Here is a 15,275-nt window from a genome sequence, read left to right on the forward strand (position 1 = left end):
GCAGTCAGGCTCGTTTCAGGCTGCCGTCCATCGCGTGCGGCAGCACGCGGCGCTCGGACAGCATCTTCTGCAGGCCGTCGGCGGCAACCGGGCGGCTGAAGAAATAGCCCTGCATCTCGTCGCAGCCGTGGCCGCGCAGGAAGCCGAGCTGCGCTTCCGTTTCCACGCCTTCGGCAATCACGCGCAGTTTGAGGTTGCGCGCCAGCGCGATGATGGACACCACGATGGCTGCATGGTCGGCCTCGTCGGCCTCGCTGCGGATATCGCCGACGAAGGAGCGGTCGATCTTCAGCACATCGATAGGGAAGTTGCGCAGGTAGGAGAAGCTGGAATAGCCGGTGCCGAAATCGTCGATCGAGAGCGTGACGCCAAGCGCCTTCAGTTCGTGCAGCAGGCCCACGGCCTTGGCCACATCGTTCATGAACACGCTTTCCGTCAGTTCCAGTTCCAGGCAGCGCGGCGGCAGGCCGGTATCCGCCAGCACCTTGCCGATGGCGCCGACCAGGCCGGGCTGGGCGAACTGGCGGGCCGACAGGTTGACCGACATGCGCAGCTCCGGCAGCCCTTCATCCAGCCAGGCGCGCGCCTGCGCGCACGCGGTCTGCAGCACCCAGGCACCGATCGGCACGATCAGGCCCGTTTCCTCGGCCAGGCCGATGAAGCGGTCCGGCGGCACCATGCCCAGTTCCGGATGCTGCCAGCGCAGCAGCGCTTCCACGCCCACGATTTCGCCGCTGCCAAGGTCGGCCTGCGGCTGGTAGTGCAGCACGAATTCGCCCCGTTCCAGCGCCTTGCGCAGGGCGCCTTCGATGCGCAGGCGTTCCTGCGCTTCCTCGTTCATTTCCGGCTGGTAGAACTGGTAGCAGTTGCGGCCCAGTTTCTTGGCTGAATACATGGCAATGTCCGCATGCTCGATCAGGTGCTGGGCCGGGGTGCCGTTAGCCTCGTAGACCGCCACACCGATGCTGCAGGTCACGGCGAACTCCTTGCCGTCCAGGAGCACCGGCTGGGACAGCGCACGCATCACGCGGCCCACGATATCGGGCGACAGCGATTCGTCCGGGTATTCGCTGAGGATGGCCACGAACTCGTCTCCGGACAGGCGCGCCACCGTGTCGCTTTCGCGCACGCTGGACTGCAGGCGGCTGGCAATGGTTTTCAGCAGCAGGTCGCCTGCCTTGTGGCCCATGGTGTCGTTGACGAACTTGAAGCGGTCCAGGTCAATCAGCATGACCCACAGCGGGTGGCCGCTGCGGTTGGCGTAGGCAATGGCCTGCGACAGGCGGTCCTGCAGCAGCATGCGGTTCGGCAGGCCGGTGAGCACGTCGTGGTGGGCGATGTGCTGGATGCGCTGTTCGGCCAGTTTGCGTTCGGTGATTTCGCTGCCGGTGCCGCGGTAGCCCTTGAACACGCCCTTGTTGTCATACACCGGCTCGCCGCTGGTCTGGAACCAGCGCGTGATGCCGTCGTTGCCGACCAGTGAATATTCCAGGTTGGAGAAGGGCAGGCGCGCTTCCAGCAGGGCCTGGTGCTCGCGGCCCCATTTCGTATTCAGCATGTCCGGGTTGGCCTGCCAGCGGGTCTGGCCGATATAGTCGTCCTTGCTCAGGTGGCCCTTTTCGAAGAAGCCGCCGGTGATATGGGTGAAGCGGTATTTCTCGTCCTGCTCCCAGTACCAGTCCGAGGACAAGGCCAGCAGGCGGCGGAAGCGCTGTTCGCTCTCCTGCAGCGCGCGTTCGGTGCGCTGGCGCGCGGCCACGTCGGCATTCAGCTTCTCGTTGCTGCGCTGGAGGTCGGCCGTGCGCGCATCCACCAGCAGCTGCACCCGGCGCGAGCGCTGCACCAGCGTGTGCACGAAGGCCGCGCCCAGGATGCTGAACAGGATGCCGCCCAAAAGCGTGGACAGGGAGCCGAGATGGTCGGCCAGGAAGGGACGGGGCAGGGCGTCGATCCGCACCTGCCAGGGCTGGTCCAGCACATCGAAGGAATGGGTTTCGCTGTTGCGGAAATCCAGCGCCAGCCAGTTGGGCAGGAAATCGAGGGCGCCCGGCACCGGCGCGGCCTGGCCGGTGGTATAGACGGCGGTGCCGTCGCCGGCCTGTGGGCCCACATAGACGCGCACCAGCAGCTCGGCATCGTCCAGCAGGCCGCTGTACTGCAGGATGGTGTGCACCAGGTGCGGCGCGCGGATAACGGCCGCGGTGTCGCCTATCCATGCCGCGTGGCGCTGTTCGTAGGTGTTCAGCGGTGCGTTGGGCCGGTAGACCGGCATGATCATCACGAAGCTGTTGCGCTGCCGGGGATCCTGCGCCAGCTGCAGCAGGGCCGTTGACGCCGGCCTGCCGGTGCGCAGGATGTGGTCGATGGCGTTGCGCACGGTCCTGTTCGGGCTCACGTTCATGCCGAAGGCGGGTTCGTTGCCCTGCATCGGCTCCAGGTAGTCGATGATGTTGTAGAAGGGGCGTTCCGGCGCGGGCACGACGGCGCCGTCCTGCATCTCCGTGACCCGGAACTGGGGCCAGCTGCGGCGCATGTCCTGCTCGTAGGCCAGCATTTCGTTGCGCGTCATCACACGGTGGAAGTTGAAGGCCTGGATGAAGGGGTAGCGGTGAAGCAGGGGGCGCGTGAACACATTGAACTGCTCGCGCGTGACCGGCGTAACGGTGCGGAACAGCTGGTTGGTGACGGTGAGGACTTCAATCGCGTCATCCAGGCCGCGCTGGATGGCGGCCACGCGGGTGGCGGCGCGCTGCTGGAAGCCGAGCGAGAGCTTGCCGTATTCGAGGCGGCTGACGGCCAGGAACAGCACGGCGGTCGCGGCAAGGCCGGCACCCAGCGTCAACGCCGCTGCGTAGGATACCGGCGATGTTTTGCAGCGCTGCCCCATTGCTTTCCTTGTTATAAAAATAAGTGCGGTCCCCGCCGCGCGCCGCTAGTGTGTCACAAAAAGCGCTTCCTGCCGACTGGCCCGCTGCCAATTTGCGACAAATGGGCTCAGGGCCGGCGGCGCAGTTCGTTGACGATCCAGTGGGCGAGGAAGCGGTTGGCGAGGCCGAAGCCGAGGCCGGGCCACAGGCCGTGGCGCCGGGCCACGCGGCGTTGCAGGCGCACCGCGCGGGTGGCCGGCCCGGCCCCGGCTTTGACGGCGAAGATGATGCGGTTATTGCCGGCAATGCCACGGAACTGGCAGATGCGCCCGTGGAAGCACTCGCGCAGGCGCTGCAGCATGCTGTGGTAATGCGGGTCGTAGCTGAAGATATTGGCCACCAGCAGGCCGTCCGGCCGCAGCGCGCGGCGGCAGTCGGCATAGAAGGCCTCGCTGCCCAGGACAGGCGGCAGGCCCTTGCTGTCGAAGCCGTCCAGCAGCAGCACATCGGCGCTGTCGGCCAGCCGGCTCATATACTCGCAGGCGTCGGCATGGATCACGCGGAAGCGCTCGCTGTCCGGCGGTACGCCGAAGCGCCCGCGCAGCGCAATCACGTCGGCGCGCAGCTCCAGCACGGTAATCCGGCTGTGCGGCAGGTAGCGGTGGCAGAACTTGGCCAGCGAGCCGCCCCCCAGGCCAACCATCACGATATGGCGCGGCTGTGGTTTAAACAGTACAAAACACATCATGGCCCGCACGTAGGCGAGCAGCAGGCGGTGCGGGTCGGCCAGGTCCATCTGGCTCTGCACCTCGCCCGGCGTGAATTCGAGGGTCAGCCGGCCGCCGCGTTTGTGGACGATGGGGCGTTGCCCGGAGGGGTCTTCCATCTTGCTTGCTTGTTATGGCCGGTAAAGTTCTGATAAGCTCATGGTAGCCGCCAGCGCAATGGAGACACAATATGTTTTTGGACCATCCCACCATCACCGCCACCAACAGTCTCACTGAGCCGGACCGCATCGAACGCCTGACGCGGGTCTATGGTTACGTCGCAGCGCTGGCAGACCTGTCCGGAAACAAGCACCTGATCGAAAAACTGAGCCAGCTGCATGACCACAAGGGCACGCTGATCGTGTTCTGGCACGATATGCCGACGGAAGAGGAAAAGGCGCTCTTCGTGCAGGGCTGGGCCAGCCGCATGGGCGATGGCACCACCAACGTCGAGCACGAGGTCTGAGCGCGCCGCAAGCGCTGAACTATGGATATCAAAACCCTGATCCTGGCGCTGGCACTGGGCAATGTGACCCTGTGCGCGGCGCTGTTCTTCCACGATTACTCGAGCCGCAAGGCGCTGTCGCTGTCCACCTGGGCCATGGCCAAGCAGTTCCAGGCCGTGGCCTGGCTGTTGTTGTATTTCCGCGGCGTGGTGCCGGAAATGCTGGCCGGTCCCGCCGCCAACGCGCTGCTGCTGGCCGGCCTGGCGCTGGACGCCGGCGCCCTGTGGGAGGCGGACGGCCGCACCCGCTGGCGCCGCATCCTGTTCCCGGCACTCGGCGCCGGCCTTGCCGTCTACCTGGCCACCTATGCCAGCGATCCCGAATCCAGCCTGCGCACCGCGGCCGGTTCCGCGATTGCGGGCGCCTTCGTGCTGGCCGGCGTGGCCGCGCTGGCGCGGCGCTGGCACGAGGCCAGCATGCTGCGCCGCTTCCTCGCCGTCACCATGGCCGTGCTGGCGCTGGCCATCGCCAACCGCGGCCTCACGCCGCTGCTGCTGCCGGACGGCTGGTACTGGGTGAGCCCGAACCTGATGCAGGCGCTGGGCTACGGCGCCTTCTACCTGCTGATGCTGGCCAATGGCCTGGGCTTCCTGCTGCTGGCGCGCGAGAAGCTGCAGGGCGAACTGGCGCGGCAGGAAGTGGTGGACCCGCTGACCGACGTGCCGAACCGCCGCGGTTTCTACACCGCGCTGGCGCCGTGGATGTCGCTGGCCCGCCGTCCCGGCCAGCCGACCGCCCTGGTGCTGCTGGAACTGGACCAGTTCAAGCCGATCAACGACCATTACGGCCACCCGGTAGGGGAGACCGTGCTGAAAGCCATGGTCGACGCCTGCAACAAGCAGCTGCGCGACAGTGACCTGATGGGCCGCCTGGGCGGGGCCGAATTCGCCATCCTGCTGCCGCGCACCAGCGTGCAGGATGCGCTGGTGGTGGCCGAACGCGTGCGCGCGGCCGTCGAGCAGCGTTCCGTGAAGGCGGCCAGCGCGCTGATCAAGCTGACGATCAGCCTCGGCGTGACCACGATCCGGCCCGACGACAGCAATGTGAGCCTGTTCAAGCGCGCCGACGAGGCGCTGCAGGCCGCCAAGCTGCGCGGCCAAAACCAGGTGGCCGAGGCGGCGCCTGCACCGGAGCCGGAAGAAGAACTCAGTCTGTCATAGACGCGTCATCTGGCTGGAGTACTGTGTTAGGATTTTCGTATAAACGGTATAAACGGAATCCTCATGTACGCAGCGGTTGATCTCGGCTCCAACAGTTTTCGCCTGTCGATAGGCGCCCACGATGGCGACGCCATCCGTGTCCACAAGAGCGCGCGCGAGCCGATCCGCCTTGCCGCCGGGCTGGATGCGGCCGGCAAGCTGAGCGAAGAAGCCATCCAGCGCGCCATCCTCTGCCTGCGCAATTTCCGCAGCACCCTGTCGGCCTATCCGCTGGAAGGCCTGCGCGTGGTGGGCACCTCGGCCATGCGCCAGGCGCGCAACCTGGGCGCCTTCCTGCCGCAATGCGAGCAGGCCATCGGCCATCCCATCGAAATCATCTCCGGCGAGGAAGAGGGGCGCCTGATCTATATGGGCGTGGCGCAGTCGCTGGGGCAGCCGTCCGAGCGGCGCCTGGTGGTCGATATCGGCGGCGGTTCCACCGAGCTGATTCTGGGCAGGGGCGCCGATATCGAGCGCGTGGAGTCCTTCAGCGTGGGCAGCGTGAAGCAGAGCCTGTCCTTCTTCGTTGGCGGGCGGGTGGATGCGCCGTCCTTCGAGGCCGCCATCCTCTCGGCGCGCAGCCATTTCGAGGACGGCGCGCCGCCTTACTATCCGCAGTTCTGGAAGCGGGCCTACGGCTCGTCCGGCACCATCCGCTCCATCGGCGAAATCATCGAGAAGAACAATCTCGGCAAGGGCGTGACCCCGACTAGCCTGGAAGCCCTGAAAAAGCGCTTCATCGCCTTCGGCCATGTGAGCAAGATCGATATGCCGGGCCTGCGGCCGGACCGCGCCGGCACCGTGATCGGCGGCCTGGCCATCCTGATCGGCATCTTCCATGAACTGGGCATCAGCCAGATCGAGCCGATCGAGGCCGGGCTGCGCATGGGCGTGCTGTGGGACCTGCACCTGCGCTCCACGCGGCGCGACCGGCGTGAACAGTCGGTGCTGGACAGCCTGCGCAAGTTCCACGCCGACGAAGCGCGCGCTACCCGCGTGGCCGACGCCGCGCTGGCCATGTTCGGCCAGATGAAGCCAGCCGGCGACACGCTGGCCAAGCCCCTGTACTGGAGCGCCATGCTGCACGAAATCGGCATGGCGGTGTCCCAGACCGGCTACCACAAGCACGGCGCCTACATGATCGAGAACGCCGACATGCCGGGTTTCACCACGCGCGAACAGAAGCTCATGAGCCGCCTGGTGCTGGCCCAGAAGGGCAACCTGCGCAAGGTGGAGGACCAGCTGCCGGACCCGGATTTCGCGAAAGCCGTGGTGGCGCTCAGGCTTGCCATTTTGTTCATGCATTCGCGCATCGAGCCCGATTTCGAGCTGCTCAAACTGCGCATGAAAAACCGCATCGAGCTCGAATTGCGGCGCGAATGGGTGGCCGAGCACCCCACCGTGTCCTACTGGTTCGAAAAGGAGCAGGAACAGTGGGATGAGGTGGGGATCGATTTCACTGTCAAGACTGTCGCCTGAAACTGTGTCTTTAATACACATTCAGGAAGAAATATTGTAATTTGGAATCTATCTCTTGCTTAGTGTTTTGCTTACACTAGAGCCTTAGCCTGTATGATGGATGCAGGTGCACAGGAGGCGGAATGGCGGTAGCGGCAAAGTGGCAGGGATGGGTGAAGCGGATCGGCGGCGCACTGGCGCTCCTGCCGCTGGCCTCCGCCATCGCCGCGCCGGCCGAACCGGCCAAACCCACGGCCGCCTCGCGCATCATCACGCTCTGCTACGAGCGCGCCGACGTGCTGCCATGGCGCAGCCAGAACGGGCAGGGCCTTAATTTCGATTTGCTGAACATGGTGGCGAAGCGCGAAAACATCGTGTTCGAATACCGCGCCATGCCCTGGAAGCGCTGCCTCGCCGAACTGAAGGCGAATGAAGTGGACGGCGCCTTCGCCGTCAGCTACAAGTCTGACCGGCGCGAGCTCGGTGAATACCCCGGCGGCAGCAATCCCGATGCGGCTAAACGCATGCACGTGGATCGCTATATGCTGCTGCGCAAGAAGGGCAGCAAGGTCGATTGGGACGGCAAAACGCTGAGCAATGTGGACGGCGCCGTGGGCGCACAGCTTGGCTATTCCGTCGGCGACCAGCTGCGCAGCCTGAACGTCACTGTGGATGAAGGCAGCCAGCGCTCGGACGAACTGGCGCGCAAGCTGATTGCCGGCCGGCTGGCGGCGGCAGCGGTAGGCGGCAGCGATGCGGTGACGCTGATGAGCGGTCCCTTCGCCGCCCAGCTGGAAATGATCCCCCGGCCGTTGGCCGAAAAGCCTTACTTCCTGATCCTGTCGCACCAGATGGTGGAGCGCTGGCCGGAGCAGTCGAAGAAGATCTGGTCCTCCATTGAACAGGTGCGCAACAGCAGCGCCTACCAGCAGCTGGAGCGGGCGGCGAAAGGCAAGCAGCCCTGATGCGCAACGTGCTGAATCTTTTGCAGGGAACCCGCATCGGCGCCATCGTGCTTGCATTCACCACCCGCTTGCGGGATACCTGGCAGCGCGATATCCTGCTGCGGCTGGCCGTCAGTATCTTCCTCGCCGTGGCCCTGTCCACGGCCGCCTACACCACCTATGCCGTGCGCACCCTGCGCGCGGAAGCGGAACAGAATCTCCAGCAGCGCTCCGAACGCATCGCCACCATGCTGGCGCAGGCGCTGGCGCGTCCGCTGTTCGACATCAACAACGCGGCCATCACCAGTGTGGTGGACGCCATGCGCGGCACGCCCGAAGTGCTGATGCTGCGCGTGCTGGCGCCGGGCGGCGGGGAAATGGCCAGCTTCACGGTGCCGCGCATCGACCCGAAAATGGCCATCGTCGTGCACCGCGAAATCAGCTTCCAGGACGGCAGTCGCAATTATGTGGTGGGCGCCATCGACCTTGCCTATTCGCGGTCCGAAGTGGACGAGGAAACGCGGCGCCGCCTGCTGCATGCGCTGGCGGTGAACCTGCTGCTGGCGCTCACCATCGTGGGGTCCATCTTCCTCGTGGGCCGCAAGGCAGTGCGGCCTTTCGCCGACATCCAGCGTTCGCTGGAAAAGCTCACCCAGGGCAAGACCGACATCGAACTGTCCGGCATTGGCCGTGCCGACCAGGTGGGCCGCCTGTCCGGCGCCGTGCGCAGCTTCCGCGACACGCTGACGCGCCTGCGCGATGCGGAAAGCGAACTGCGCGAATTGAATGGCGACCTGGAACAGAAGATCGACGCGCGTACGCATGAACTCAAGCTCACCATGCAGGTGGCGCGCGACAGCCAGCGCAAGGTGCAGGCCATCGTGGACACGGCGCTGGATGCCGTGGTGGGCATGGACCGCAACGGCCGCATCGTGGGCTGGAACCGCCAGGCCGAAATCATTTTCGGCTACAGCCGTGAAGAGGCGCTGGGCCAGCAGCTGGAAACGCTGATCATTCCGCAGCGTTACCGTTACGACCACCGCAAGGGCATGCAGCGCTATGTGGCGGGCGGCCGCGGCAGCGGCGAAGTGCTGGACCGCCGCATCGAAGTGGAAGCGCTGCGCGCCGACGGCAGCGAATTCCCGATCGAACTGTCGATTACGAGGGTAGTGCTGGACGGCGACGACAACTACGAATTCTGCGCCTTCATCCGCGACATCAGCGACCGCCGCGAACGCGAACAGAAGCTGGTGACGGCGAACGTGATGGCGGAGGCGGCCAATATCGCCAAGTCCGAATTCCTGGCCAATATGAGCCACGAGATCCGCACGCCGATGAGCGCGATCATCGGCATGGCCTACCTGGCGCTGCGCACCGAGCTCTCGCCCAAGCAGCACGATTATGTGAGCAAGATCCACCGCGCCGCGCTGGCGCTGCTGGGCATCATCAACGATATCCTGGATTTCTCGAAGATCGAGGCAGGGCGGCTGGAAGTGGAAGAGATTCCCTTCTTCCTGGACGATGTGCTGGCCAATGTGGCCAGCGTTACCAGCCAGCGCGCTGCGGACAAGCAGCTTGAATACCTGTTCAATGTGCCGCCTTCGATTCCGCGCCACCTGTGCGGCGACCCGCTGCGCCTGGGCCAGGTGCTGATCAACCTGGTCAACAATGCGGTGAAGTTCACGGCCGCCGGCGAACTGGAACTGGCGGTATCGCTGCTGGACCAGCCGGCCGGCGGAAAAGTGGCCTTGCGCTTTGCCGTGCGCGATACCGGCATCGGCATGTCGCCGCAGCAGAAAACGAAGCTGTTCCGCGCCTTCAGCCAGGCCAATGGCTCGACCACCCGGCAGTACGGCGGCACGGGACTGGGCCTCTCGATTTCGCAGCAGCTGGTGCGCCTGATGGGCGGGGCCATCCAGGTGGAAAGCGAAGAGAACAAGGGCTCCACATTCTACTTCGACCTGCAGTTCCAGCTGTCCGGCCAGCCGGAGCGCGTGGCGCTGGTGCCTGCGGAACTGAACGGCGCGCGCGTGCTGCTGGTCGATGACAGCCCGGTAGCGCTGGAAGTGCTGAGCGAAGCCGTGCGCGCCTTGCCGCTGCGCGCCGATACGGCGGCCGATGGTGTGGCCGCGCTGGCCGCGGTGCGCGCCGCCGATGCGGCGGGCGATCCCTACAAGCTGGTGTTCACGGACTGGCGCATGCCCGGCATGGACGGCGTGGAGCTGGCCCGCCAGGTGCGCGAAGATGCAAAGCTGCGGCAGGCGCCCGGCATGGTGCTGGTGACGGCCTTTGGCCGCGAAGAAGTGCAGCGTGAAGCCGATGCGGCGGGCTTCGTGGGCTTCCTGTTCAAGCCTATCGGGCAGAGCGCGCTGGTGGATACGCTGGTATCGATGTTCGCCTCCTCGAACCCGGTGACGGAACCGCGCATCACGGTGCCGGGCCAGCAGTTCACCTCGCGCGTGCTGCTGGTGGAGGACAATCCGGTCAACCAGCAGATTGCAGCGGAGCTGATGGCGGTGCAGGGCATCCAGGTCGATTTCGCGGGCAATGGCCGCGAAGCGCTGGAGCTGCTGCAGCGCGAGGGTCCGCAAGCCTTCGACCTGGTGCTGATGGACCTGGAAATGCCGGAGATGGACGGCCACGAAGCCACGCGCGAACTGCGCAAGGACGCGCGCTTCGCCGAGCTGCCCGTGGTGGCCATGACGGCGCATGCGCTGGCCGATATCCGCGAGCGCTGCCTCAGGGAGGGCATGCAGGACTACATCACCAAGCCGATCGATCCGGAGCAGCTGTACGCCACCATGTCGCGCTGGCTGGGCAAGGCGCTGCTGCCTGCACCGCCGGTGCAGCCGCGCAGCAGCAATGGCAGCGCCAATAACGTGCTGCCCGTGTTCAACGGCATCGATACCGCACGCGGGCTGCGCCATGTTGCGGGCAACAACCAGCTCTATATGCAGCTGCTGGACCGCTTCCGCCATTCGCAGCGCGAAACGGCGGCCGACCTGCGCTCGGAGCTGGCGGAAGGGAATATGGCAGCGGCGGGCAAGCGCGTGCATACGCTGCGCGGCGTGGCGGGCAATATCGGCGCCACCTCAGCCGAGGCGGCGGCGCAGACGCTGGAAAGTGCGCTGGCGGGCGGCGATCCCGTTACCGGCGCCATGATCACCACGCTGGAAAGCGCGCTGGCCGATACCATCGCCGCGCTGGACAGCCACTTCGCCAACGCCCCCGCGCAGGCGCCGAGCGATACCGCCGTCAGCCCGGACACCGCGCTGGCCGAGCTCACACGCCTGCTGGCCGGATTCAGCGGCGAAAGCACCGACTACTTCGACAGCGTGCGTTCCGCGCTTGCCACGCTGCTGCCTGCGGCCACCCTGGACCGTCTGGCACACCATATGGCGCACTATGAATTTGAAGCGGCGCACCGCCTGCTGCGGTCTGCCGCCCAGGAAACCTGAGCGCCATGGACAAAACACGCCCCACCATCCTGATTGTCGACGACACGCCCGACAACATCATGCTGCTTTCCAGCCTGCTGAAAGAGCAATACAACACCAAGGTTGCCACCAATGGCGCAACAGCGCTGCAGATCCTGCAGAACACGCCGGAGGTGGACATGGTGCTGTTGGACGTGATGATGCCGGAGATGGATGGCTATGAGGTGTGCCGCTGCATCAAGGCCGATCCCCGCACCAGCGATATCCCGGTGCTGTTCCTCACCGCGAAAAGCCAGCCGGAAGACGAAGCGCGCGGCCTGGGCATCGGCGCCGTGGACTACCTGATCAAGCCGGTCAGCCCGCCGATCCTGTTTGCGCGCGTCAGCACCCACCTCACGCTGCGCGAAGCGCGCAAGGTGCTGGCGGACCAGAACCGCAACCTGGAAGCGCTGGTGGCCGAACGCACCAGCCAGATCATGCGGGTGCAGGACGCCACCATCATGGCGATGGCGACGATGGCCGAAACGCGCGACAACGAAACCGGCAACCATATCCGCCGTACGCAGAACTATGTGAAGGCGCTGGCCGAGAAGCTGAAGGGCCATCCGCGCTTCGCGGACGAGCTGACGGACGAGAATATCCACCTGCTGTACAAATCCGCGCCGCTGCACGATATCGGCAAGGTCGGGATTCCGGACCGCATCCTGCACAAGCCGGGGCCGCTGGACCGCGACGAATTCGAGATCATGAAGCTGCACGCAGAGTATGGCGGCGACACCATCCGCCAGGTGGAAAAGCACCTGGGCGGCACCAACAGCTTCCTCACCTATGCACGCGAGATCGCGCAGTCGCACCAGGAGAAATGGGACGGTTCCGGCTACCCGCAGAACCTGTGCGGCGACGCCATTCCCCTGTCCGCACGCCTGATGGCGATCGCCGACGTATATGACGCGCTGATTTCAAAGCGCGTCTACAAGCCTGCCTACAGCCATGAAGAAGCTCTGGGCATCATGCGCAAGGGCAGGGCGACGCACTTCGACCCGGACATGCTGGATGCCTTCTTCGAGATCGAAGCCCGCTTTGCACAGATCGCTCAGGAATTTCGCGACGCCGAAGAAGAGGTGTGAAATTTTGTAATACTGGCTAGTGCTTTCGGAAAAATAGTATATATTATTTATATTGTTGATTTCCGAAGGAGCACCTATGGCAACTGCCAAGCCAGTAAAACCAGCTGCGAAACCCGCAGCGAAAGCCGCCGTCAAACCTGCCGCCAGGCCGGCTGCGAAGCCCGCCGCCAAGGTTGCCGCAAAGCCTGCTGCAAAAGCGGCCGCCAAGCCGGCCGTCAAGCCGGTAGCGAAGCCCGCCGCAAAACCAGCTGCAAAATCCGCGCCGAAAGCGCCTGCCGCAGCAAAGCCTGTGAAAGCCGCAAAGCCGGCGAAGCCGGTCAAGCCCACCAAGGCAGCCGAGGTGCTGAAAGAGAAGCCGCGCAAGGAAAAACTGGTGCGCGACAGCTTCACCATGCCGGAGGCCGAATATGCGGTGCTGGGCCAGGTAAAGAAAGCCTGCCTGAAAGCCGGCTTCGAGATCAAGAAAAGTGAACTGTTGCGTATTGGCGTCGCGCTGATCAGCCAGATCGACATGGCCACGCTGCAGAATGTGCTCGCCTCGCTGCCGCAACTGAAGACGGGCCGTCCGAAGAAGGCCTGATGTCACAAAACTGAAATGACATTGTCATGGCCGTGAAGCAATAGACCGCTACGCTTGCTTCGTCTTCCACTACCAAGGACGAAGCATGCAACAGCCGATCGAACAGCTGGCGGTGCGTACCGCACAGCCCCGCCTCGTACTCAGCATGGCCAGCACGCCGGACGAACTGCGCGAAGTACAACGCCTGCGCTACAAGGTCTTCATCGAGACCATGGGCCTGACTTCGCTGCAGCGTGCCGATGGCCTGGACGCCGACGAATTCGACGCGCATTGCGACCACCTGATCGTGCGCGAATCGGACAGCCTGCGCGTGGTCGGCACCTACCGCTTGCTGAGCCCGGCGGGCGCGCGCAAACTGGGGCGCGTGTACTCCGAAAATGAATTCGACCTGGGCCGCCTGAACAACCTGCGCGGCCGCATGGTCGAAGCGGGCAGGGCATGCATCCATCCGGACTACCGCGGCGGCAGCGTGATCATGCTGCTCTGGTCCGGCCTGGCCGACTACATGCGCCGCCAGCAGTGCGACTACCTGGTTGGCTGCGCCAGCATCAGCCTGGCGGATGGCGGCCACAATGCGGTCGCCGTATTCGAACAGCTGCGCCAGAAGCATATGGCGCCGGCCGAATACCGCGTCACCCCGCACCTGCCGTTCCCGTTCCAGAAAGTGGCCCCGGCGCTGTCGGCGCAAGTGCCGCCGCTGCTGAAAGGCTATATGCGCTCCGGCGCCTGGATCTGCGGCGAACCGGCCTGGGACCCTGACTTCGAAAGCGCCGACCTGTTCCTCCTGATGCCCCTGGCCAACCTCGACGCCCGCTACGCCCGCCACTACGGCGTCGCCGACCCCCTCCCCGCCGCCGCCTGACACCATGGGGTCAGGCACCTGCTGTCAGACACAGTTATCGTAAGTTGCGGAGTTCACGGCGACTGTACCTGACACGTGGTGCCTGACCCCAGGGTGTCAGGGGTTATTGCCAGCCGCCGCCGAGGGCGCGGATCAGGGCGACGGTGGTGATGGCGCGGCTGCCGCGCAGCTGGACTGCGCTGCGCTCCACGGCTGCGAGGTTGCGCTGGGCGTCCAGCAGCTCGAGGTAGCTGGAGCGGCCGGCATCGTACAGCTTTTGCGCGAGGCCGGCGGAGCGGCGCGCGGATTGCAGCGCGGCGTCGATTTCGCTGCTCTGGTTTTCCAGGATGCGCAGGCCCGCCAAGTTGTCTTCCACTTCCGCAAACGCCACCAGCACGCTCTGGCGGTAGCTGGCGACCGCTTCTTCCAGCGCGGCTTCGCTGCGCGTGACGTTGGACCGGTTGCGGCCTCCGTCAATCAGGGGCATCGACATCAGCGCGCCCAGCACCCAGGAGCGGCTGCTCCATTTGAAAACGTCGCCGCCGCTGTCGGACAGCCCGCCGCCGCTGGCGCTGATCGTGAGCGCGGGAAACATGGCCGAGCGCGCGACGCCGATGCGGGCATTGGAGGCTTCCATTGCCCGCTGCGCGGCCGCGATGTCGGGACGGCGTTCCAGAAGCGAGGAGGGCAGGCCGGCCGGAATCGCCGGCATCAGCAGCCCATCCTGCAGCGGTGATGCGGCTGCCGTGTAGCCGGATGCCGTTTTTCCCAGCAGGATGGCCAGCGCATGTTCGGTGTTGGTGCGCTGGCGTTGCAGGCCCACGGCTTCGGCGCGCGTTGTGGCAAGCTCGGTGCGTGCGCGCGACAGGTCGAATTCGCCGATGTCGCCCAGGTCGAAGCGGCGCTGGTTGATGCGCACGTTTTCTTCGCGCAGGCGCACGGTCTGGTCCAGCGTGGCCAGTTCCGCGTCCGTGGCGCGCAGGCGGTACCAGGCCTGGGCCACGTCGGCTTGCACCGACAGCAGCACGGACCGGTAGCTGGCTTCGCTGGCCGCCGCGTCGCCGCGCGCTGCCGCCACGTTGGAGGACACGCGGCCGAACAGGTCGAGCTCATAGCTGGCCGTCAGCGCGGCCCGGTAGAGCGTCTGCGGCGCGACGGGCGTGCCCGCCGGGAGTCCGAGCTCAGTTGGCGATGAGCGCAGCCGCTGCACACCCGCCTGCAGGCCGATTTGCGGAATGCGGTCGGCCTCGGCGATGCCCGCAATGGCGCGCGCTTGCCTGAGCCGCGCTGCCGCTCCCGCCAGGTTCTGGTTGGCCGCCGTTGCCTCGGCGATCAGCGCGTTCAGCGCGGGGTCGTTGAAGGCCAGCCACCATTCGCCGCGCGGCTGGGCTTCCGCGGGCTGCGCCTGTTTCCAGCGTGTGCCGTCGGCTGCGGTTTGGGCAGGCGCTTCCTTGAAGGCGGCGGGCAGGTCGAGTGGCTGCTGCTGCAGCGTGGGGGCGCCGCAGCCTGCCAGCAGTGCCGCGCCGAGAGTGATGGAGAATGTGCGCAT

11 protein-coding genes are annotated in these 15,275 nt (G+C 65.6%); 8 read left to right on the top strand and 3 right to left on the bottom strand.

All coding sequences use genetic code 11. The annotated features are described in order from the left end of the window. Positions 1-4: 4 nt before the first annotated feature. Both ACJRPG_RS05810 and ACJRPG_RS05815 read right to left on the bottom strand, forming a co-directional pair. The gene (locus tag ACJRPG_RS05810; protein ID WP_407999093.1) at positions 5-2,887 is read right to left on the bottom strand and encodes a bifunctional diguanylate cyclase/phosphodiesterase; all 2,883 of its coding nucleotides are present in this window, start codon (positions 2,885-2,887) and stop codon (positions 5-7) included. Between the two features lie 107 nt (positions 2,888-2,994). Further along, positions 2,995-3,753 carry a spermine/spermidine synthase domain-containing protein gene (locus ACJRPG_RS05815; RefSeq protein ID WP_407999094.1) on the bottom strand — a complete coding sequence of 253 codons (759 nt, stop codon included), beginning with the start codon at positions 3,751-3,753 and terminating at the stop codon, positions 2,995-2,997. A gap of 71 nt (positions 3,754-3,824) precedes the next feature. Between ACJRPG_RS05815 and ACJRPG_RS05820 the strand changes: the two genes are divergently transcribed. From ACJRPG_RS05820 to ACJRPG_RS05855, 8 genes are all read left to right on the top strand, one after another. Next, positions 3,825-4,100 carry a hypothetical protein gene (locus ACJRPG_RS05820; RefSeq protein WP_407999095.1) on the top strand — a complete coding sequence of 92 codons (276 nt, stop codon included), beginning with the start codon at positions 3,825-3,827 and terminating at the stop codon, positions 4,098-4,100. 21 nt (positions 4,101-4,121) lie between these two features. Continuing rightward, positions 4,122-5,300: a GGDEF domain-containing protein gene (locus ACJRPG_RS05825; RefSeq protein WP_407999096.1), complete on the top strand. Its 1,179-nt coding sequence runs from the start codon at positions 4,122-4,124 to the stop codon at positions 5,298-5,300. 63 nt (positions 5,301-5,363) lie between these two features. Next, the gene (locus ACJRPG_RS05830; protein WP_407999097.1) at positions 5,364-6,818 is read left to right on the top strand and encodes a Ppx/GppA phosphatase family protein; all 1,455 of its coding nucleotides are present in this window, start codon (positions 5,364-5,366) and stop codon (positions 6,816-6,818) included. Between the two features lie 122 nt (positions 6,819-6,940). Then, a complete protein-coding gene (locus ACJRPG_RS05835) occupies positions 6,941-7,762 on the top strand; it encodes a substrate-binding periplasmic protein (protein ID WP_407999098.1) in 822 nt (273 codons plus the stop codon). After that, the gene (locus tag ACJRPG_RS05840) at positions 7,762-11,199 is read left to right on the top strand and encodes a response regulator (RefSeq protein WP_407999099.1); all 3,438 of its coding nucleotides are present in this window, start codon (positions 7,762-7,764) and stop codon (positions 11,197-11,199) included. The genes ACJRPG_RS05835 and ACJRPG_RS05840 overlap by 1 nt, the downstream gene beginning before the upstream one ends. Before the next feature lie 5 nt (positions 11,200-11,204). Beyond that, positions 11,205-12,305, top strand: a complete 1,101-nt coding sequence (locus ACJRPG_RS05845; protein ID WP_407999100.1) for a response regulator — start codon at positions 11,205-11,207, stop codon at positions 12,303-12,305. A 76-nt stretch (positions 12,306-12,381) separates the two neighbouring features. Beyond that, complete coding sequence (locus tag ACJRPG_RS05850; RefSeq protein ID WP_407999101.1) at positions 12,382-12,885, top strand: hypothetical protein; 504 nt, start codon at positions 12,382-12,384, stop codon at positions 12,883-12,885. An 85-nt stretch (positions 12,886-12,970) separates the two neighbouring features. Beyond that, positions 12,971-13,747 (top strand): GNAT family N-acetyltransferase, encoded by a 777-nt coding sequence (locus tag ACJRPG_RS05855; RefSeq protein ID WP_407999102.1) that lies wholly within the window; start codon positions 12,971-12,973, stop codon positions 13,745-13,747. Positions 13,748-13,850: 103 nt separating this feature from the next. Here ACJRPG_RS05855 and ACJRPG_RS05860 read toward each other — a convergent pair whose 3' ends face one another. Beyond that, positions 13,851-15,275: an efflux transporter outer membrane subunit gene (locus ACJRPG_RS05860; RefSeq protein ID WP_407999103.1), complete on the bottom strand. Its 1,425-nt coding sequence runs from the start codon at positions 15,273-15,275 to the stop codon at positions 13,851-13,853.

Origin of the sequence: Pseudoduganella rhizocola (assembly GCF_045984285.3) — a bacterium.
Classification (GTDB): domain Bacteria; phylum Pseudomonadota; class Gammaproteobacteria; order Burkholderiales; family Burkholderiaceae_D; genus Rugamonas.